Here is a 19,822-nt window from a genome sequence, read left to right as displayed (position 1 = left end):
AAATGTACACTGAGTTATACATAATGTCTAGTATTGGAGCGATAGTTTAATTTTTCACAAAAAAGCAAGAGTATTTGTAAAATAAGGGGAAGGTTGAGTTAATCCATCTTTAGGAGTAGCCAATTTTCGTTCAGCGATTTCTTTAACTGCTTCTTTTATTTTAGAAAAATCAACTTCATTTTTATTTACTGATAAAAAATTGTAAATATATTCAGCCATTAAACAATAAGTTTCATATTTTAAATGTGGATCTTCAGAGATCCCCAATTCATCTATTGCTTTTACAACTTCAGGGATATCTTGTAAATGTTGGATCATCGTACTTTGAGCTGCTTTCTTATCTAAATGTAAATTAAATTCTTTAGATATTAAAATAAATATAATTTCTTTAAGTTTTTTATCTATAAAAAATTTTTTATCTATATAATTTTCTTTATTTATATTAACATCTTTATTCAAATTTAAATTGTCAATTCTTCGACTAATTATTGAAGAAGGAAAAATTATTCTTTCATTTTTCCACCAATCTAAAATATCTTTATCTATTTTCTTATAAGCTTTATTTAACAATTTTATTGATTTTTCTTTGTTTTCGGTACTAATGTTGCAAGAAGATATTTTTGTGGGTGTATAAAGCTTTAGTATTTTTGATAGTAAGTCACGACTAATTTCTGCAATATTTACACTAACCTTTTCTCCATTACTACCAGAAAAGTCTATTAAAGGGGTGTTTTTAATATCTTTAATGTTATTTAAAAGTTTCACATAATTTTTTAAATTATCGTTATCAAAAATAGTTTCTGTATTTTGTTTTTTAATTGCAAAATTAATTAAAATATTTTTCATAAAAACTCCCTTTGTCATAAAAATAAATTTTGACGGAATAAATAATAAAATCTTTCACAAATGAAACTAATAAAAAATAATTTTAATAAAAAAGAGGTGAAAAAATATCACCTTTTTTATTTTTATATAATATTAAATATAAGGTTTAATAAGAACTGCGTGTTATTTTCCATGCTGAATTAACCGCTCAGATTTTACTGACTATTCGCGAAGAATTGGGTGAAAGTGCTATCGAAAAAATTATTTTAGCTCGAAAGAAATAGAGTTATGAGCGCTACACACAAGCGATAAAAGATGCGGATGAACTAACAGAGCGCTTAGATATTTTAGCCACACTACGTAGCCAAGAAGGCTATATGGCACACTGGGAGCAAGTAAGAGATAACGAATATCTTTTTATTGAAGATCATTGTCCAATTTGTGCAGCAGCTAAAGTATGCCAAGGTTTTTGTAATACAGAAAAAGAGCAATTTTCTGAAACACTAGGGGTGGAACTACAACGTGTTGAATATATCTTAGAAGGTGCAAGACGTTGTGCTTATTGTATTAAAATCTAATCTTACTCACTCTTGAGCGATAAAAAGCAAAAACCGCGCAATAGAGCGCGGTTACTGTTCTGTCCTTAGAAATTTAGCTTAGTTTTTACAATGTAATCGCAGAAGCTTTCCAAATTCGTTGCATATATTCTGTTACTGCACGATCCGCAGAAAAATAGCCCATTTGGCAGATATTTAACGCAGATTTTTTCAACCAAGCATCTTCATCCTGATAGAGAACATCAACACTATCTTGAGTATCAACATAGCTACGGTAATCAGCTAATACCTGATAATGATCGCCAAACTCAATTAAGCTATCGAAAATTGATTTGTACTTATCAGGATCAGTTGGATTAAAGAAACCATTAGCAATTTGATTAAGCGCAGTATGTAACTCAATATCTTCATCGTAATAACGACGAGGGGAATAACGCTGTCTTAGTTCCGCAACTTCTTGTGCATTGTGACCAAAGATAAACATATTATCGAAACCAACATGTTCACCAATTTCAATATTAGCACCATCAAGTGTACCGATGGTTAATGCACCATTTAGGGCAAATTTCATATTTCCTGTACCAGAAGCTTCTGTTCCTGCTAATGATATTTGTTCAGATAAATCTGCCGCTGGGATAATGTGTTGCGCTAAACTTACGCCATAATTAGGAATAAAGATCACTTTTAGTTTATCTTTAATACGCTCGTCATTATTAATCTTACTTGCAATATCGTTGATAAGATTGATAATTTTCTTCGCATTATAATAAGCTGATGCAGCCTTACCTCCAAAAATAAATACGCGAGGTACCCAGTTTTTCTCTGGGTTTTCTAAAATGCGATTATAACGAGTGATAATGCCTAATACATTGAGAAGTTGACGTTTATATTCATGAATACGTTTGATTTGTACATCAAACAGTGCATCTGGATTAATATTAATATTTAAATCATCTTTAATGATCTGAGCAAGATTTTGTTTATTGATACGTTTTGAATCTCTTAATTGGTGCAAGAAATTTTTATCTTTTACCAATGGCATTAATTCACCCAATTGCTCTAAATTGGTTCGCCAATTTGTACCAATATGGCTATCAATTGCTTTAGAGAGCGAAGGGTTTGCTAATGCTAACCAACGACGTGGTGTGATCCCATTGGTAATATTGCAGAATTTCTTAGGATAGATCATCGCAAAATCAGCAAATAAAGATTGCACCATTAATTGGCTATGAAGTTCAGAAACACCATTAACCTGATGGCTAATAATAACGGCTAACCATGCCATACGAACATTACGGCCATTTTCTTCATCGATAATAGAAACACGACGCAATAAGTCGTTATCGTTAGGAAATTGTGCTCTAACTTGTTTCAAGAATTTATCATTAATTTGGAAAATGATTTGTAAATGGCGAGGAAGCGAACGACCTAGCATGTCAACAGGCCAAGTTTCTAATGCTTCTCCCATTAATGTATGGTTAGTGTATGAGAATATATGAATAGTTTGTTCCCATGCCTCATCCCAGCTAAATCCATGATTATCAATCAGTTGACGCATTAACTCAGGAATAGCAAGAACAGGGTGAGTATCATTAAGATGAATTGCAATGAAATCTTTCAGATTATCAAAGCGTTGATGCAGATGATAATGACGTTGCAAAATATCTTGAACAGAAGCACTCACTAAGAAATATTCTTGCTGTAAACGCAACATTTTACCTGACGCGGTTGAATCGTCAGGGTAGAGAATACGAGAGATATTTTCAGAGCGATCTTTTGCTTCTGTTGCTTCTAGATATTCACCTTTATTAAATTTACCTAAGTTAAACGCAACGTTTGATTTGGCTGACCACAAACGAATGGTATCTGTTGCTTGCGTGTTATAACCCGGAACAATAGAGTCGTAAGGCTGTGCCATAATATTAAAGGTATCAACCCAATAACTTTTCTCACCTTCTTGCTGTAAACGTCCGCCAAAATCTACTTCAAATTGCAGATCATGACGAGGAAATTCCCAAGGATTACCTTTTTCAAGCCAGTTATCTGCAACTTCATATTGTTCGCCATTTTGAATTTGCTGGCGGAACATGCCGTATTCATAACGAATACCATAACCTGTAACGGGATAACCTAGCGTGGCACAAGAATCAAGAAAGCAAGCTGCCAAACGACCTAAACCACCATTACCTAAACCGGGATCGGGCTCAAGTTCGATTTGTTTTTCAAGATCAAGACCTAACTCTTTTAACGCCTCTTTGACTTCGTGATAAACACCTAAAGAGAGCATGGCGTTGGTTAAAAAACGCCCCATGAGAAACTCCATCGAAATGTAATAAACCTGTTTTACTTTCGGTGAAAGCTCCGCCTTGGTTGATTTTAACCAACGCTCGACTAAACGGTCTCTAATCGCGTAAGAAGTTGCATTTAACCAATCTGTTGGTGTTGCATATTTTGGCGACGTACCAACGATAAACATTAGCTTATAAACAATAGAACGCTTTAATGACTCAATATCCTTATCGGGTGATAGATAATCAAATTCACATAAATTTTTCATTATAAATCTCTTTTTGTTATCCACTGATTCAAATGGACTTCATGTCTATAAATTTTGATACAGTGTCGCATACGTTTTTGCAGCGGTTTCCCAACTAAAAACAGTTTGATTCATGCCATCAGTTTGAGCTTGTTGCCACTGTTTAGGCATACTCCATAAGGTAAAGGCTCGATTTATAGCCTGACGCAGAGAGTCAGGCGTCGCTTCATAGAAAACAAAACCAGTAGCTTGGTGATGCGCTAAATTCTCTAATGAACAATCATTAACCGTATCGGCTAATCCCCCTGTGTGTCTCACTAAAGGTAGGGCACCATATTTCAAGCCATATAACTGAGTTAACCCACAAGGTTCAAAGCGGCTAGGCACCATAATCACATCAGCACCCGCGACAACTTGGTGTGAAAAACTTTCGTCATAGCCAATATGCACCGCTACATTTTGCGGATATTGCTGTTGTGCATGTAAAAATGCCGCTTCAAGGTGACTATCGCCAGTACCTAATAAAACAAACTGACCGCCTTGTTCAACGATATCGGGGAGCGCTTCAATAACTAAATCGAGCCCTTTTTGCGAAGTTAAACGACTTACCGCTGCAAAAAGAGGGGCGCTATTGTTGATAGGTAAACCACATTTTCTCTGTAATGCTGTTTTGTTTTCTAAACGCTTATTCAGGTTTTTAACATCATAACGACGCGTAATTAAGTTATCTGTTGCAGGATCCCAAACTGCCTCATCAACACCATTTAAGATGCCACTTAATCGCTGTTCATAAGCACGTTGGCGTAATAATCCCTCTAAACCGTAACCAAACTCGTGAGTGGTTATCTCTTTGGCATAAGTTGGGCTGACTGTCGTAATGTGGTTAGCATAAAAGAGACCTGCTTTTAGGAATGAAATTTGTCCGTAATATTCCAGCCCATTAATTGAAAAACTGTAATCAGGTAATTCAAGCTGATGCAGATGATAGGGTGAAAACTCACCTTTATAAGCCAGATTATGAACAGTAAAAACAGATTTTGCGGGGTAATGTTTAACTGCGAGATAAGCACAAGCTAGTCCTGCATGCCAATCATGAGCGTGAACAACATCAGCTCGCCATAAGGGGTCTAATCCTGCTGATAGCTCACTTGCCACCCAACCTAATAAGGCAAAACGAAAAACATTATCACCATAAGGATGTTGATATTGATCGTGATAAGGGCTACCTGTACGTTGATAAAGATGAGGTGCATCAATAAGATAAATATCAACACCTTGGTACTGCCCGTAAAGCAGAGAAACATTACCTGCAAACGTATCGATATTAGTTACTAATTTGAGATCGGGAATATTATCTTTGATAGCAGGAAACGCGGGAATAACAACCCGCGCATCTAAACCTATTTTTTTCTGAGCTAAAGGTAAAGAACCCATAACATCAGCCAATCCCCCTGTTTTTAGCAGAGGGAAGAATTCAGAACAACAGTGAAGGACATTCACGAAAATGCCTCCTCATTTTGAGGTTTTTGTTCTGCACTTGTTTCAGTTGGATTTTCTTTTTCTTTCCGTGCTAATTGCTCAAGCATTTCTCTTGTTACAAGCACGATGCCTTCTTCAGTGCGGTGGAAACGTGCAGCATCTTCTTCTGCATTCATCCCAATAACTGTGCCTTCTGGAATTGTACAGCTACGTTCAATAATGCAGCGTTTTAAGTAGCAATGATGGCTCACCGTCACATCAGGTAAAATCACGGAATCTTCGATATGGCAGAAAGACTCAACGCGAACTAATGGGAATAGAATAGATGAATAGAGTGTTGAACCATTAATAATACAACCGTCAGCAATCAGCGAGTTCATCATTTGTCCATGTTCACCATGATTATCTTGAACAAACTTGGCTGGTGGTAAAGGTGTCATAAAGGTGCGGATTGGCCAATCCTTCGCATACATATCAAGCTCTGGTGTTACAGAGGCTAAGTCGAGGTTAGCAGACCAATAAGCTTCAATGGTTCCTACATCGCGCCAGTAGGGTGGTACTGAAGGATCTGAGCTGACACAAGAGAGTTCAAATGGGTGTGCAAGAACATCACCACGTTCCGTGATTTTGGGAATGATATCTTGGCCAAAGTCATGGTGTGAATTTGGATCACGACTATCTTCTTCCAATAAATCAAAGAGGTAATCTCTATCAACCACATAAATACCCATACTTGCTAATGAGTGTTCTGGATCATCAGGAATACAAGGCGGGTTTGATGGTTTTTCTAAGAAATTGAGCACTCTACGATTTTCATCGATATCCATAATACCAAATTGGAATGCATCTTCTTTAGGAACACGAATACAAGCTACGGTGAATTTTGATTTGTTTTCAACGTGATCGAGTAATAAACGCGCATAGTTCATTTTATAAATATGGTCGCCAGCTAAAATCACGACATATTTTGCTTGGTAGCTACGAAGAATATCGAGGTTTTGATAGATAGCATCAGCGGTACCCATATACCAATGTTCGGTATTACGACGTTGTTGAGCGGGTAATAAATCTACGAACTCATTCATATCTTCGTTGAAGAATGACCAACCACGCTGAATATGTTGAACCAAAGAGTGCGACTGATATTGGGTGATTACTCCAATACGACGGATCCCTGAGTTAAGACAGTTTGATAGCGTAAAGTCGATAATTCGAAATTTCCCACCAAAGAAAACCGCCGGTTTTGCACGTTTTGAAGTCAATGCTTTTAAGCGTGTACCACGACCTCCCGCTAAAACGAGTGCAATTGCCTCTTTAGGAAGTTGTTGTGCCAACATTAATTTTTGGCCTTGTTCTGTTGTCATCATAGTTATAGCACTCCAATCAAATTACTTAACTTGGGAGGAAATAATGGGTAATTTTTCAGTAGAAGACTGAGTATAAAAAACGCTATTTCGCCAAAGGGTGATACTGTTAGGTTGTACTTCACAATGCTGAGATTGTGTCGGGTGACAATCAGGCCAGCTAGCCGTATCAAGCAAGCAAGACCAAGACCCTTCAGGTAAAGAAAAAACAGCGCTGTTTCTTAATGGGTTAAACATTAAGATCCATTGTTGCGCTAAAAGAAGTTGTAATGGTGAGGGAGGAAGTTGTTGCCATTCTTCATGACTCATAGGTTGAGCATTCTGATTTAACCAAATGATATTTTGGTTATCTTCTTCCCACCATTTAAGCGAACTTAAAGGTGTAATTTGGTGACGTAATTCAATAAGGTGGCGAATGTAATCAGTTAAGTTGTAAGGTTGTTGAAACCATTTGATCCAACTGACTTTATTATCCTGACAATAAGCGTTGTTATTACCATATTGCGTATTACCCACTTCATCACCGGCGAGTAAATGAGGTGTTCCTCTAGAAAGCAGTAAAGTTGCCAGCATGTTCCTTGTTGCAAGCAATCTGTATTGACTTATTTTTTCGTTAACTATCAAACCTTCTTCACCAAAATTCACACTGTAATTGGTGTTATGTCCATCTAGGTTTGATTCTCCATTCTCCTCGTTATGTTTGTTCTGATAACTCACTAAATCCCGTAGTGTAAAGCCGTCGTGGCTAGTTATCATATTGACGCTAGAATAGGGAGGTCTGCCATTTTTGTGATACAGCTTTGCAGAGCCCGTAATATTGTCTGCAAATGTCGCAATAGCCACATCACGCCATAACCAAAAACGACGAATGACATCGCGATAGCCATCATTCCACTCTGTAAATGGAACAGGGAAATTACCGACTTGATAACCATCAGAGCCTAAGTCCCAAGGCTCTGCGATAAGTTTGATACGGGACAGCAGCGGATCTTGTCTTATCGCTGTCAGTAGTGGTGATTGAGTATCAAAATAAGGAATTCGACCAAGGCTTGTTGCTAAATCAAAACGAAAACCATCAATATGAAATTCTGTCACCCAATAACGTAGGCAATCCATAACCCACTGCACTGTTTCTGGGCGACTTAAATTGAGTGTATTACCACACCCCGTCCAATTTTGAGCTTTGTGTTCATCGTTTAGCCAATAATAGCTTTGGTTATCAATACCACGTTGCGAAACAATATAACCTTCGAATTGATCACTTAATTCCGCAGTATGGTTAAATACCACATCTAAAATCACTTCAATATTGGCTTTATGCAGGCATCTTACGGCTTCTCGAAATTCATCAATAATATTCCGACCCGAATTAGAATAATATTGAGTCGATAAAGCGAAAGGCGCTAATACGTTATAGCCCCAATAGTTTTTTAAACCGATTTTATGAAGATGTGGCTCTGTTAAATGATATTGAACAGGTAATAACTCTAATGCCGTAATACCCAATTTTTTTAGATGTGAGATAAAAGCAGGATGCCCTAAAGCGGCATAGGTACCCCGTATTTTTTCTGGTATTTCAGGATGCAGTTTTGTCAGTCCTTTTACATGTCCTTCGTAAATAATGGTTTCTGACCACGGCGTATTTAAACGCTGATAAGTGCCTTTTTCTTTATAAGAATGGCAAAAACAACCGCTATCATCTGTGATAACTGCTTTAGGTGTAATCGCACTATCGTCATGCTCTAATGCATTAAAAACAGGAGAGGTATAAGGTAATGTATTATCAACAATACCTGTCACCTGTTTTGCGTAGGGATCTAATAATAGTTGCTGAGGTTGGTAGAACAATCCTTCCTCTGGGTTCCATTCACCTTCTACACGATAACCATAATGTAAACCGGGCCCTGCACCGGGCAAATACCCATGCCAAATCGCGCCCGTTTTACCCGGTAACGGGTAGCGGATCTCTTTGCCTGCTTTATCAAACAGGCAAAGAATGACTTTAGTGGCATTTTCACTAAAGAGTGTAAAATTTACTCCATAGCCATCATAATGACTGCCCATAGGAAAAGGGCGACCATAATCTAAAGACATATTAATCCTTCAATCTTAAATACAGCGTCGCAAGCGGAGGCAGTGACAACGACAAAGAGTGAGGTTTGCCATTAAACGCATTTGCGGTTGTTTCTATTTCACCTAAATTGCCTACATTACTGCCGTTATAAAACTCAGAATCACTGTTGAGGATTTCCTGATAAGCGCCTGCTTTATTTACACCGACAACGTAATTGTGATGAACAACAGGAGTGAAATTACTGATAATAATAATTTCATTGCCTTGTGCATCTTTACGGCAAAAAGCAAAGACAGAGTTATCGTGATCATCAACGGTAAGCCATTCAAAACCTTCGCGTTCAAAATCACATTCATAAAGCGGGGCATTAGCTTGGTAGGAAAGATTCAAATCACGTACAAAGTGTTGAACACCTTGATGCGGGCTATTTGGCTCTTCAAGAAGATGCCAATCTAAGCTACTGTCGTGGTTCCATTCGCGCCATTGTGCAAACTCACATCCCATAAATAGCAATTTTTTACCGGGATAAGCCCACATAAAACCGAGATATGCACGTAAATTGGCAAATTTTTGCCAATCATCGCCCACCATGCGACCAATCAACGAGCCTTTGCCATGCACGAATTCATCATGAGAAAGAGGCAAAACAAAGTTTTCGTTATAGGCATAGAGCATGCCAAAGGTCATTTGATTGTGATGAAATTTACGATAGATAGGATCACGTTGCATATAAGCTAACGTGTCATGCATCCAACCCATATTCCATTTGTAATTAAAACCTAATCCACCATCATCAGGCGGTAAGGTAACACCTGGAAAATCAGTAGATTCTTCTGCAATTGTGACAGTACCTGGACAAGTTGTACCCAGTAATTTGTTGGTATGACGAATAAAATCAATAGCTTCCAAATTTTCACGTCCACCGTGTTTATTTGGGATCCATTCGCCTTCTTTTCGGCTGTAATCACGATAAAGCATTGAGGCAACAGCATCGAAACGAAAACCATCTAGCGCAAAATGTTCATGCCAATACAATAAATTACCGGAAAGGTAATTCAGCACTTCATTGCGCCCATAGTTATAAATTAAAGTATTCCAATCGGGATGAAAGCCTTCACGTCTATCCGCATATTCATAGAGCGATGTGCCATCAAAATTACGTAAACCATAATCATCTTCAGGGAAATGACCGGGAACCCAATCTAAAATAACTTTAATTTCGGCTTGATGTGCCGCTTCAATAAAGTCACGGAAATCCATCGGAGAACCAAAGCGACGAGTTGGTGAATATAGCCCTAACGGTTGATATCCCCATGAGCCATCAAAAGGGTGCTCGTTAATAGGGAGCAGCTCAATATGAGTAAAACCCATCTCTTTAACATATGGAATTAACTGTTCAGCTAATTCGCGATAACTTAACCAACTTTGATCATCAGTATGTCTACGCCATGAACCTAAATGAACTTCATAAATAGACATAGGTGCATTACGTTGATTCGCTTGCTGACGCGATAATGGCATTGGTTTGATTGGTGGCAATGTATTGATAATTGATGCAGTTTCAGGGCGTATTTGTGTTTCAAAAGCATAAGGATCGGCTTTTAATCGACGTTCGCCATTTGCATCAAGAATAGAATATTTATAGCAATCACCTAGGTGAGCTTGTGGAAGAAAAAGCTCCCATATTCCGCTTTCACGACGTAATCGCATTGGAAAACGGCGTTCATCCCAGAATGAGAAATCGCCTACAACACTGACACTTTTTGCGTTGGGTGCCCAGACAGCAAAAGTAATACCATCGATATCACCTAGTTTTGCAGGGTGTGCGCCTAAACATTGGTAAGGGCGGGAATGATGGCCTTGCGCTAAAAACCAAATATCCATTTCTTGCAATAAAATGCCAAATTGATAGGGATCATCAACGACACCTTGTGCATTCTCCCACGTTACATCTAGACAGTAACTAAAACGACGTTTACGTCGGGGGATAGCGCCACAGAAAAAACCACTAGGATGTTTACGCTCCAGCGTTGCTACTTTTCGGCCGTTTTTTCTATCGATGACACTGACTGCAACTGCATCTGGTAAAAAAGCACGAACCTCCAAACCTGCCGATGTTTCATGCATACCAAGGAGTGCAAAAGGATCAGACTCATACCCATTAATTAGTTTTTCTATTGCTTTTTTTGTCACAGCTACAGACATCTTATCGTCCTTCGTTGCCAGCAAATAAATTAATAAATTTTATATATAAATATCAGCATAGAACGTTAATTTAAGTTAAACAATAAGTGTTTATAACAGATTATTTAAAATCAAAATAATTTACATAAGTTAATGTACTTAATTTTTAATCTTAATAACTTGAATTTAAATAAATTTAATAGAAGAGGTAGAGAAAGATCGCGAATTATAAAAACAGCACGATTGGCGTTTTTACCTATTCATAAAAAGAAGGTTATCATTAGATATTTTTAATAAAACCACTAAAAATCAGTTTTAAAAAGTGTAGTTAATAGGGTTAAAATCGCTATTTTTATGAAAAATAATCACTTATTTCATTAGTAAAATTAACTTTTCTTTTGGGTGAGCCATTGTTCAAAATCAAGATGTGTTTTGGTTTTTTGTACACCCAATGGCGTTAAAGCGTAATAGCTTATTGGAGCAATTTGGATATTTGGAAATAACACTTTTAAAGTACCACTATTTATTTCATTCGATAAAATCGAAATCGGGCCAATGCCTAAACCCAATCCTTCAATAATGGCTTGAAGAGAAATATGAAAGTGATCAAAGCGATAGTGACGTGAGAATGAGCGCTGAGTATTAAGATGAGTCGCCATTAACCATTGCTGCCAATGCCCAGGGCGAGTAAGTGTATCAATAACAGGGCAGTCAAAAACATCCTCAAATTTAGTGACACTGTAATGTTTTAAGAATTTTTCAGAAGCAATTAAACAATGTTTATCCTCTAAAAAAACAATAGATGAATACTCTTGTTGCTGAGGTTGAGGGCGAATAATCAGATCATCATGGCTAATCAAATGAAATCGCTCACTATTTGCAGACGCAATTTGGATATTTGCATTAGGATATTTAAGATAAAAATCCTCCATTTGTGGAATAAGCCATTTTAAACAAAGTGTTGTAGGAACACTGATATTTAAAATATCGTTTTTTCCACCATTACCATAACGAAAACCAATATCATTTAACTTATCAAAAACATCACTTAACTCTTGCGCCAATGTCAATGCATAAGGAGTGGGTACTCGGCGTAAACCTTGTTTATTGAATAAAGTGACACCAAACCATTTCTCTATAACTTGGATATGACGACTGATAGCACCATGAGTGACACATAATGTTTGTGCGGCTTCAGTATAACTTTGGCTATGGCAAGCGACTAAGAAAGCACGCAATGAAGGTAATGGAGGAAGATTTCTCATCATAATTTTCTCATTCTCATTATAGTTTATTCATCATAAATAAAGCGGCTTTCTGATTAAAACTCACAATACCGTGACATTTTATCACAGGTAAAAATAAAGAAGGCGGGTATGATACAGCGTCTTTAACGTATTGAACTTAAAGGATGATAATGAGTTTTATCGCGGTTATTTTATTGGCAGTATTGTCTGGTGTAATCAGTGGCGTTGTAGGAACTGGCTCTTCTATTTTATTAATTCCCGCATTGACCTATGTGTTTGGTGCTAAAGAAGCTGTACCTATTATGGCATTAGCGTCAGTGATGGGAAATTTATCGCGTATTTATTTATGGCGTCACAGTATTCGCTTTAAACCACTATTTTATTATCTGTTACCCGGTATTCCAGCCGTGATTCTTGGTGCTAATACATTATGGATAATGCCTGAAAAATGGCTAAATATGGGTATGGGTATGTTTTTTATATTGATGATCCCCGTGATCCACTTATTACGCAAACATCAAATCAAAATGAAAACTTACCAAGTTATTATTGCTGGCGCCGTTATCGGCTATTTAACGGGAGTTGTGTTTTCCACAGGACCATTAACTATTCCCATATTTTCTGCATATGGTCTGACATTAGGGCCATTACTTGCGACAGAAGCAGCTGCTTCATTTGTTATTTATCTCACCAAAGCCCTGACATTTAGCCAACTAGGTGCAGTTAATAGCTTTATCTTCATTAGTGGGGTGTTAGTAGGTTGTGGCTTAACTGTAGGAAATTACCTTGGTAAAAAACTGGTATTAAAACTGACACCAAAACTTTTTCAATGGTTACTAGATGCCATGCTGATTTTTGCAGGTGGCTCACTGCTATTTAATGGCATCTATTCTTAATAAAAAGGCTGTATTCACAGCCTTTACTTTAATAATTATCTGATAAATAAGGTATGACTAAAGTTTGTGAAATATCAGCAAATGGCAGTAATTCATTAACGGTGGCACCGGCTCTTGCTCTTAATGAGATTGAATGTAAAAGAGCAACCACACCCAATGCAATGGTACGAATATCCGTTTCTTCTTTTAATTCACCCGCCTCTAACGCTTCTTGTAAAGCATCTTCAACTTGCTGAGTTTGTGCGTTAATAACCTGATTTAACATCGTTTTTATTGCTGGATCTTCAACTTCAGTTACTGCGGTTGAAAGTACCATACAGCCAGCTAAACCTTCGCTATCAGTATAAAAATGGATAGCTGAAATCAAATAGCGCTTTACTCTTTCTGTCACTTTGTCTTGAGGTGATTGTTTCTCAAGTTCATGGCGATAACGTGTAGAAGCAATATGATTAAAGCGTTCAATTGCTTTCTCATACAATACTGCTTTATTACCAAATGCGGCATAAAGGCTAGGCTTATTCATTTGTGTTTCAATGACTAAATCATCCATTGATGTTGCTGTAAATCCTTTTCGCCAAAATAATGCCATTATTTTTTCAAGCGCAGCATCACTATCGTAACGGCGAGGACGACCTTTCTTTTTCATTTTGTACCATTTAGTAATAAATGTATTTACTCAGTATAAAACAAATGTCATTATTTTACTAACTAGTACAAAATAGGAAAATAAAATGACACGTAATGAAATGCTGTATGGAAAGAATATGCCTTCAATTATTAAACTTGTTGAAGAAGGGCGTAAACAACAATCCAAACCGCTCAAAGTCGGTATTTTTGTTTGTCCCGGTTTTATGCCTATGGATATTAATGGCGCTCAATCGGTATTTACTATTGCCAGTGCAGAAATCTATTTTATATGGAAAAAGAAAGAGTTAGTTGAAGGCTATATTGGTTGGCCAACAATGCCAACCATGACTTTTAATGAGTGCCCAGAAGATCTTGATGTATTAGTGGTTGGAATGGTGCCACCAGAGATTGTTGAAGATGAAGAGACATTGGCATTCTTCGCCAAAATGGGTAATAAAGCGCGTTATGTTATTGGTACATGTTATGGCTCTTTAGTTTTGGGTGCCGCTGGATTATTAAAAGGTAAGAGAGCGACAAGTAATTCAAATGTCGTTCCAATGTTACCTGATATGGGAGCCATAGCGGTAGAGGGAAGTGATGTTGTTATTGATGGTAATATTTATACCTCGGGGCCCGCAACTGGTTCATTCGACGCTTCATTATTAGTATTAGAACAATTGCTAGGCACACCTTTTGCTCAATTAGTTGAATTAGCGATTGAGTATGATCCTCGCCCGCCTTTTGGTACAGGTTCACCCACTTTAGCAGGGCCTGAAATGACCGTTATTTCACAAAGCTTAACCGCTAATTTAAATGATCAATTTCATCAAGCCGCACTTAATGGACTTAAAAAACACCGCTAATTTAAGTTAATTAACGCTAGAATAAGGAAATTAATATTGACGTTTATCTAAACTGTTTTATTTCAAATTCGGAGCATCACAATGACAGAATACGAAAAAATGGTATCAGGTCATCTTTATCATGCTAGTAAAGATGATAGTTTAGAACCACTTAGAGTAAAAGCGCGTGAAATTATTTATGATTTTAATATGACGCGTCCTTCTGACGTTGAAAAGAGAAAGACATATTTAAAACAGCTTTTAGGAAAAACGGGCAATAATTTTACTATTGAACCACCATTTCATTGTGACTATGGTCAGTTAATTGAAATTGGCGAAGCATTTTACGCTAATTTTAATTTAACAATATTAGATTGTGCCTCAGTAAAAATTGGACACAATGTGATGTGTGCGCCAAATGTCAGTATTTTAACTGCAACTCATCCGATTGATCCTGAAATACGTAGCAGTGAACTTGAATATGCATTACCAATTACTATCGGTAACTCAGTATGGTTAGGTGCAGGGTGTATTATTTTACCTGGTGTGACCATCGGTGATAATTGCGTTATAGGTGCAGGCAGTGTAGTAACAAAATCTATTCCACCTAATTGCGTTGCTGTTGGAAATCCTTGTCGTGTGATAAGACAAATTAGCAATAAAGATAAACAAGACGCTGAGAAAAGACTTAGTCTCTATTAATATTTAAAAAATAGGCTCAACAAACATGATTGAGCCTATTCATATAGCAGCTTTTATTCTTTAATAAAACTGAGATAGTTAAAGAGCGATTTAAAACCAAACTTACGGTATAGCGCTAAACCATCTGCTGATGCATCTAAGAAGCAACGTTCAACGCCTTGTTCACGGCAAAACTCTAAAACATGCTTAATCAAATGTGTCGCATAACCATTACCTTGATAGGCAATATCTGTTCCAATATCATCAAAACGGGCTAATTTATCGTGTATTGTTAACGTTAATGAAGAGACAGGCTGACCATCAACTAATAACGCGTAATGGAAAATAGCTACGCCATTATCTAATGCTTTCTGGTGATAGCGAATATATTCATTAACAATCGTATCATCACTATCATCTCCCACTGGAAACGCCGTTTTTAATGGGTGCGCCCACTGTTCAAGGTTGTGATTAGTTAAAATAATATCGCAAGGATTATTTCTGTAAGATGGGAATACCGCTTCTGATAATGTTAAATACATTGCAGTTGTCATACCATCACCGGTATAACCTGCATTTTTTATTATTTCTTCAAATTCAGGCAATAATGACTCTGGTAATACCAAAATATGATTTTTTTTCTGCGAAGTAAAAAGGGTGCTGGCTTGCTGGAATGAACTTTCTGTTGCACCTTGGCGCAAATAAATAAAGTTAAAAATGGCAGCATCCATTGGTGTCATAAAGCAATGTGTATGATCACCAATACGAATATTATTTTCACAAATTTCTGACCAAAAGGCTTTTTCTACTATTTTAAATTCTTTATACAGTTGTGCATCCATAATGGTTCTCTAGCTGAATCGTGATACGCGATAAGGCGTTAATAGAGGTTCCGCTTTTTCGTAAACAAGTTCTTGTGCAACTAATTCACATAATAAAGGTGACAATGTCACGGCAGCGTGCATAGTAACAAGATATAATCCCTGATAAGGAGATATTTCTCCAATAATTGGCATTTCATCTTTAGGCATAGGCCTTTCACCAACAGCAACCTGTTTTATTGTTAGTTTACCTGTTTGCGTAAAATTATCATAAAAAGTCGCTTGTGCATGACATGCAATTCGCTCAGGGTGATGTTCATCACTATTATCAATGTAATCTTCAGTTGCAATAATCTCATTTTGAGCAAAATGGCGTAACTCCATCTCTGGTGTGGAGATAATACAAGGTAAAGATGAGCTATTTAGATCCATTTTATTCTCTTAAACTGTAATCAGAGGTAAGCATGTTTTTTATGCTAAAAATAAAAAACAACCTAGAATAATGGTTTTGGTAAATATAATCTTTTTTATTCCCTCTCTTTTTGTGCTAAATAACGCTCTAAATACTAATAAAAACACTTATTTTTCATGAAATTAATGAGTAAGGCGGTTTTAATATTAAAAATAAAATATCGCTCAAGATCACAAAAAGAATAATGAACCATAACACAAAACAAACAATAGGATATTGAATCTAAATTAAAACCAAAATATAGTTTATAACTTCATTTTAATAGATTTATGCAGAGGTTAAATCTGAATAAATTTTAATTTCAGCATCATACTATAACTTAGATTCAAACTGGTTTTTTAATCTAAAAATAAATACAAAAAAAGTCTTACTAACTGCTTTTTATATTAAAAAGCAGAGTAATTAACTTATCTTTAGTCTGTATAAAGATTATTGTTTTACAAAAAAAATATTGTGGATATGATAGCTCACATATTCAGCATGTTATTTTTTTAAAAAAGGCGTCGTATGTTAGAAAGTATCGGTATTTCAAATATTTGGACATACCTTTTAGGCGTTATTTTTATTACTTTAGTACCAGGTCCAAACTCGATTTTCGTCCTTACTTCCAGTGCGAAGCATGGCGTAAAAGGGGGGTATAAAGCCGCTCTTGGTGTTTTTACGGGTGATGCATTATTAATCTTTTTGGCATTTTTGGGGGTTGCTTCATTAGTCAAGACTTCACCCGTCTTCTTTATTGTCATTAAATATGCAGGTGCTCTTTATTTAACCTATTTAGGGTTAAAAACGTTATATGCAACGTTCCAAAAGAAAAAAGAGACACCAGAGCAAGTAACTGAAGTAACTGTAAAAGCAAAAGATGGTCTTTATGTTAAGGCGTTATTTTTGAGTATGCTTAACCCAAAAATGATCATTTTTTATGTTTCTTTCTTTATTCAGTTTATCGATCCTAAGTATGAAAATGCAGGTGTTCCATTCTTTGTATTGGGTGCAATTTTAGAAACATGCAGTATGCTTTATTTATCAGTTCTTATTTTTGGCGGTGTTGCTATTACTAATAAAGTAAAACATAACAAACGGTTAGCTTCATTATCAAATAGTTGTATTGGTGCCGTGTTCTTACTTTTTGGTGCCAAACTAGCGTTAACTGCATAATCTTTTTTAATCTAAAAAGCCACTTTTGAAAGTGGCTTTTTTTGTTGCTACAAATAAATGACTATCTCAATAGGTCATTTAATAACGACTTCTAATATTGAGTTGTACGTTTCTGTTTTAACCACTTTATTAATTTTCAAATCTGCTTGATCTAGTAAAGCAATAAACTCTGCCTCTGTACGTTCACCCGATTCAGGAAATGCACACATACAGAGAAGATCCATATATTTAGCCATATCAGATACATTCTTTTTGAAAATAACCGGTTCAATAATAAGTATTTTTGAATTAGGCTTCATTGCATTACGGAAGTTTTTAAAAATTTTAATAACGCTTTTATCATCCCAGTCATGAATAATATATTTTATTAAATAAATATCAGATTCGGGATATTCTCCAAATAAATCTCCTGATATTAAACGCCAACGACTATCATCATTTAATTCAGTCAACAACGTTCTTTCCAGCACATGAGGCCTATCAAATAATTGTCCTTTCAAAGTCGGATTTTCTTTTAATACGTTTAATAACAATCCGCCTAATCCGCCAGCAATATCTGTGATAATTACATTTTCAGGAAATTGATAATGTTTAATAATGAAATAATTTTCTATCTTTGAAAGTGAACTCATACCTGATTGAAAATCATGATCTGTTCTTACATTATCTTGCCAGTATTGGTAAAAACTTATGCCATAAAGATTTTCAAAGGCGGGATTACCTTGCACAGATTCAGTAATATCACCGACAGGTCTCCATAACGTCTCATTTGTCAGCATTAAAATGGCATCACGTAAGCTATATTCATGATCACTTAATAAAAAAGCGCCCATAGGAGTAAGTGAGTAGTTTTGATTTTCTAATTCATAAAATATTTTCTCAGAGGCTAACATTCTTAATATTCTATTTAATGCAGATGGTGATGAATTTGTTTTTTCTGCTAATTCATCAATACTTTTAGAGCCATTTTTTAATAAATCCGCGATATTTAATTTTACTGCAACTCTTAATGCGGCAGGAATAGTAAAGCTCATTGCTTTCTTCATTACTGCTAGTGCGTCAGCTTTGTTTTGTAAATTGAGTGTATGATTTTTCATATTAAATCCTGTAATTACAGAATAACCAAGAATTGACCTAAGTAAAAATTCAGAAGGTAAAATAAAGTATAGGTGCTAATTTAAATTTGGTATTTTTATATTTGTTATAACTTCTAATATAAAATTATAGTTTTTAAATGTGATGATATTTTTTATTGATTAACTTCTTCTACGAAAAATTAATTAAGCTCTTTTACCAAACACTACTTTAGTTACCTATGATAAAAGGTAGAAAGTTTAGCAAAAAAGCAAGAAATGGAGTGCATAGCACACTTATTTTCACGTTATACTGACATGAATATTCCATTTAAATTAAGTTAATTTATGCATTTTCAATATGGCGAAACAGAGATAAACTCATTAAAAAAATGTGATAAGCGCTTAGCCGAACTCATTGAAAGAATAGGTGAAATTAAGCGTCCATTAACACCTGATCTATTTACAGCATTAGTTAAAAACATTATTGAACAACAAATTTCGGTTTCTGCTGCCATAACTGTTAATCAGCGACTACTCAATTTATGTGGGGGTATTTACACACCAGAACGTATCGCAAAATTATCAGAACAAGAGATCCAACAGTGTGGAATGACTATGCGCAAAGCCGATTATATTATCGGTATTGCTGACGCCGTTATCTCAGAAAAATTAAATTTAAATAAAATTCCTGATATGACAGATAAAGAGGTTATCGATACTTTAATTCAACTAAAAGGTATTGGGATTTGGACAGCAGAAATGCTATTAATTTCCTCGCTTAATCGACCAGATATTTTAAGTTGGGGAGATTTAGCTATTCAACGCGGAATTATGCGTCTTTATCGTCATAAAACATTAGATAAAGCGCGCTTCGAACGTTACAGAAAACGCTATTCACCCTATGGTTCCACGGCATCGCTTTATCTATGGGCATTATCTAAAGAACCAGAGTAATTGAGCAATAAACGGAGTTCTTTATTCATTAT

General features: G+C 36.0%; 17 protein-coding genes. 6 read left to right on the top strand and 11 right to left on the bottom strand.

Annotation, left to right across the window (positions count from 1 at the left end):
• Positions 1–54: 54 nt before the first annotated feature.
• Complete coding sequence (locus CBE70_RS03795; protein WP_100158271.1) at positions 55–846, bottom strand: hypothetical protein; 792 nt, start codon at positions 844–846, stop codon at positions 55–57.
• Positions 847–1,202: 356 nt separating this feature from the next.
• Between CBE70_RS03795 and CBE70_RS03790 the strand changes: the two genes are divergently transcribed.
• Positions 1,203–1,403, top strand: coding sequence for a helix-turn-helix domain-containing protein (locus CBE70_RS03790; protein WP_100158270.1), 201 nt, complete (start codon positions 1,203–1,205; stop codon positions 1,401–1,403).
• Between the two features lie 85 nt (positions 1,404–1,488).
• Here the strand turns inward: CBE70_RS03790 and glgP are convergent, their stop codons facing one another.
• From glgP to CBE70_RS03760, 6 genes are all read right to left on the bottom strand, one after another.
• The gene (gene glgP, locus CBE70_RS03785) at positions 1,489–3,939 is read right to left on the bottom strand and encodes a glycogen/starch/alpha-glucan family phosphorylase (protein WP_100158269.1); all 2,451 of its coding nucleotides are present in this window, start codon (positions 3,937–3,939) and stop codon (positions 1,489–1,491) included.
• A gap of 45 nt (positions 3,940–3,984) precedes the next feature.
• A complete protein-coding gene (gene glgA / locus CBE70_RS03780) occupies positions 3,985–5,418 on the bottom strand; it encodes a glycogen synthase GlgA (protein WP_100158268.1) in 1,434 nt (477 codons plus the stop codon).
• On the bottom strand, positions 5,415–6,764 hold the full coding sequence (gene glgC / locus CBE70_RS03775) for a glucose-1-phosphate adenylyltransferase (protein WP_100158267.1): 1,350 nt from the start codon (positions 6,762–6,764) through the stop codon (positions 5,415–5,417). The genes glgA and glgC overlap by 4 nt, the downstream gene beginning before the upstream one ends.
• A 21-nt stretch (positions 6,765–6,785) precedes the next feature.
• Positions 6,786–8,855, bottom strand: coding sequence for a glycogen debranching protein GlgX (gene glgX / locus CBE70_RS03770; protein WP_100158266.1), 2,070 nt, complete (start codon positions 8,853–8,855; stop codon positions 6,786–6,788).
• Position 8,856: 1 nt separating this feature from the next.
• Positions 8,857–11,040, bottom strand: a complete 2,184-nt coding sequence (glgB, locus tag CBE70_RS03765) for a 1,4-alpha-glucan branching protein GlgB (protein WP_100158265.1) — start codon at positions 11,038–11,040, stop codon at positions 8,857–8,859.
• A gap of 365 nt (positions 11,041–11,405) precedes the next feature.
• Positions 11,406–12,287: a LysR substrate-binding domain-containing protein gene (locus CBE70_RS03760; protein WP_100158264.1), complete on the bottom strand. Its 882-nt coding sequence runs from the start codon at positions 12,285–12,287 to the stop codon at positions 11,406–11,408.
• A gap of 149 nt (positions 12,288–12,436) precedes the next feature.
• On the opposite strand from CBE70_RS03760, the gene CBE70_RS03755 reads away from it, so the two are divergent.
• Positions 12,437–13,162: a sulfite exporter TauE/SafE family protein gene (locus CBE70_RS03755; protein ID WP_332835628.1), complete on the top strand. Its 726-nt coding sequence runs from the start codon at positions 12,437–12,439 to the stop codon at positions 13,160–13,162.
• Between the two features lie 28 nt (positions 13,163–13,190).
• On the opposite strand, the gene CBE70_RS03750 is transcribed toward CBE70_RS03755, so the two are convergent.
• Complete coding sequence (locus CBE70_RS03750) at positions 13,191–13,808, bottom strand: TetR/AcrR family transcriptional regulator (protein ID WP_100158262.1); 618 nt, start codon at positions 13,806–13,808, stop codon at positions 13,191–13,193.
• Between the two features lie 85 nt (positions 13,809–13,893).
• Between CBE70_RS03750 and CBE70_RS03745 the strand changes: the two genes are divergently transcribed.
• Together CBE70_RS03745 and CBE70_RS03740 are read left to right on the top strand one after the other, a co-directional pair.
• Positions 13,894–14,652, top strand: coding sequence for a DJ-1/PfpI family protein (locus CBE70_RS03745; RefSeq protein WP_100158261.1), 759 nt, complete (start codon positions 13,894–13,896; stop codon positions 14,650–14,652).
• A gap of 81 nt (positions 14,653–14,733) precedes the next feature.
• Positions 14,734–15,333 carry a sugar O-acetyltransferase gene (locus tag CBE70_RS03740; protein WP_100158260.1) on the top strand — a complete coding sequence of 200 codons (600 nt, stop codon included), beginning with the start codon at positions 14,734–14,736 and terminating at the stop codon, positions 15,331–15,333.
• A 53-nt stretch (positions 15,334–15,386) separates the two neighbouring features.
• On the opposite strand, the gene CBE70_RS03735 is transcribed toward CBE70_RS03740, so the two are convergent.
• Complete coding sequence (locus CBE70_RS03735; RefSeq protein WP_100158259.1) at positions 15,387–16,154, bottom strand: GNAT family N-acetyltransferase; 768 nt, start codon at positions 16,152–16,154, stop codon at positions 15,387–15,389.
• A 9-nt stretch (positions 16,155–16,163) separates the two neighbouring features.
• Entirely contained in the window at positions 16,164–16,565 is a 402-nt protein-coding gene (locus tag CBE70_RS18460; RefSeq protein ID WP_100158258.1) for an FAD-dependent oxidoreductase, read from the bottom strand.
• A gap of 547 nt (positions 16,566–17,112) precedes the next feature.
• On the opposite strand from CBE70_RS18460, the gene leuE reads away from it, so the two are divergent.
• Entirely contained in the window at positions 17,113–17,760 is a 648-nt protein-coding gene (leuE, locus tag CBE70_RS03725; protein WP_100158257.1) for a leucine efflux protein LeuE, read from the top strand.
• Positions 17,761–17,834: 74 nt separating this feature from the next.
• Here leuE and CBE70_RS03720 read toward each other — a convergent pair whose 3' ends face one another.
• Positions 17,835–18,857, bottom strand: coding sequence for a methyltransferase (locus CBE70_RS03720; protein ID WP_232797342.1), 1,023 nt, complete (start codon positions 18,855–18,857; stop codon positions 17,835–17,837).
• A gap of 324 nt (positions 18,858–19,181) precedes the next feature.
• Between CBE70_RS03720 and CBE70_RS03715 the strand changes: the two genes are divergently transcribed.
• The gene (locus tag CBE70_RS03715) at positions 19,182–19,790 is read left to right on the top strand and encodes a DNA-3-methyladenine glycosylase family protein (RefSeq protein WP_100158256.1); all 609 of its coding nucleotides are present in this window, start codon (positions 19,182–19,184) and stop codon (positions 19,788–19,790) included.
• Positions 19,791–19,822 lie beyond the last annotated feature (32 nt).

Source organism: Proteus columbae (assembly GCF_002777965.1).
In the GTDB taxonomy this organism is placed as follows: domain Bacteria; phylum Pseudomonadota; class Gammaproteobacteria; order Enterobacterales; family Enterobacteriaceae; genus Proteus; species Proteus columbae.
Note: the sequence above shows the minus strand (reverse complement) of the source record. Positions and strands in the feature narration are given on the sequence as shown.

Coding starts and splice junctions, on each gene's coding strand:
- CBE70_RS03795 (WP_100158271.1), bottom strand. CDS start 846: ATGAAAAATATTTTAATTAATTTTGCAATTAAAAAACAAAATACAGAA.
- CBE70_RS03790 (WP_100158270.1), top strand. CDS start 1,203: ATGGCACACTGGGAGCAAGTAAGAGATAACGAATATCTTTTTATTGAA.
- glgP (WP_100158269.1), bottom strand. CDS start 3,939: ATGAAAAATTTATGTGAATTTGATTATCTATCACCCGATAAGGATATT.
- glgC (WP_100158267.1), bottom strand. CDS start 6,764: ATGATGACAACAGAACAAGGCCAAAAATTAATGTTGGCACAACAACTT.
- glgX (WP_100158266.1), bottom strand. CDS start 8,855: ATGTCTTTAGATTATGGTCGCCCTTTTCCTATGGGCAGTCATTATGAT.
- glgB (WP_100158265.1), bottom strand. CDS start 11,040: ATGTCTGTAGCTGTGACAAAAAAAGCAATAGAAAAACTAATTAATGGG.
- CBE70_RS03760 (WP_100158264.1), bottom strand. CDS start 12,287: ATGATGAGAAATCTTCCTCCATTACCTTCATTGCGTGCTTTCTTAGTC.
- CBE70_RS03755 (WP_332835628.1), top strand. CDS start 12,437: ATGAGTTTTATCGCGGTTATTTTATTGGCAGTATTGTCTGGTGTAATC.
- CBE70_RS03750 (WP_100158262.1), bottom strand. CDS start 13,808: ATGAAAAAGAAAGGTCGTCCTCGCCGTTACGATAGTGATGCTGCGCTT.
- CBE70_RS03745 (WP_100158261.1), top strand. CDS start 13,894: ATGACACGTAATGAAATGCTGTATGGAAAGAATATGCCTTCAATTATT.
- CBE70_RS03740 (WP_100158260.1), top strand. CDS start 14,734: ATGACAGAATACGAAAAAATGGTATCAGGTCATCTTTATCATGCTAGT.
- CBE70_RS03735 (WP_100158259.1), bottom strand. CDS start 16,154: ATGGATGCACAACTGTATAAAGAATTTAAAATAGTAGAAAAAGCCTTT.
- CBE70_RS18460 (WP_100158258.1), bottom strand. CDS start 16,565: ATGGATCTAAATAGCTCATCTTTACCTTGTATTATCTCCACACCAGAG.
- leuE (WP_100158257.1), top strand. CDS start 17,113: ATGTTAGAAAGTATCGGTATTTCAAATATTTGGACATACCTTTTAGGC.
- CBE70_RS03720 (WP_232797342.1), bottom strand. CDS start 18,857: ATGAAAAATCATACACTCAATTTACAAAACAAAGCTGACGCACTAGCA.
- CBE70_RS03715 (WP_100158256.1), top strand. CDS start 19,182: ATGCATTTTCAATATGGCGAAACAGAGATAAACTCATTAAAAAAATGT.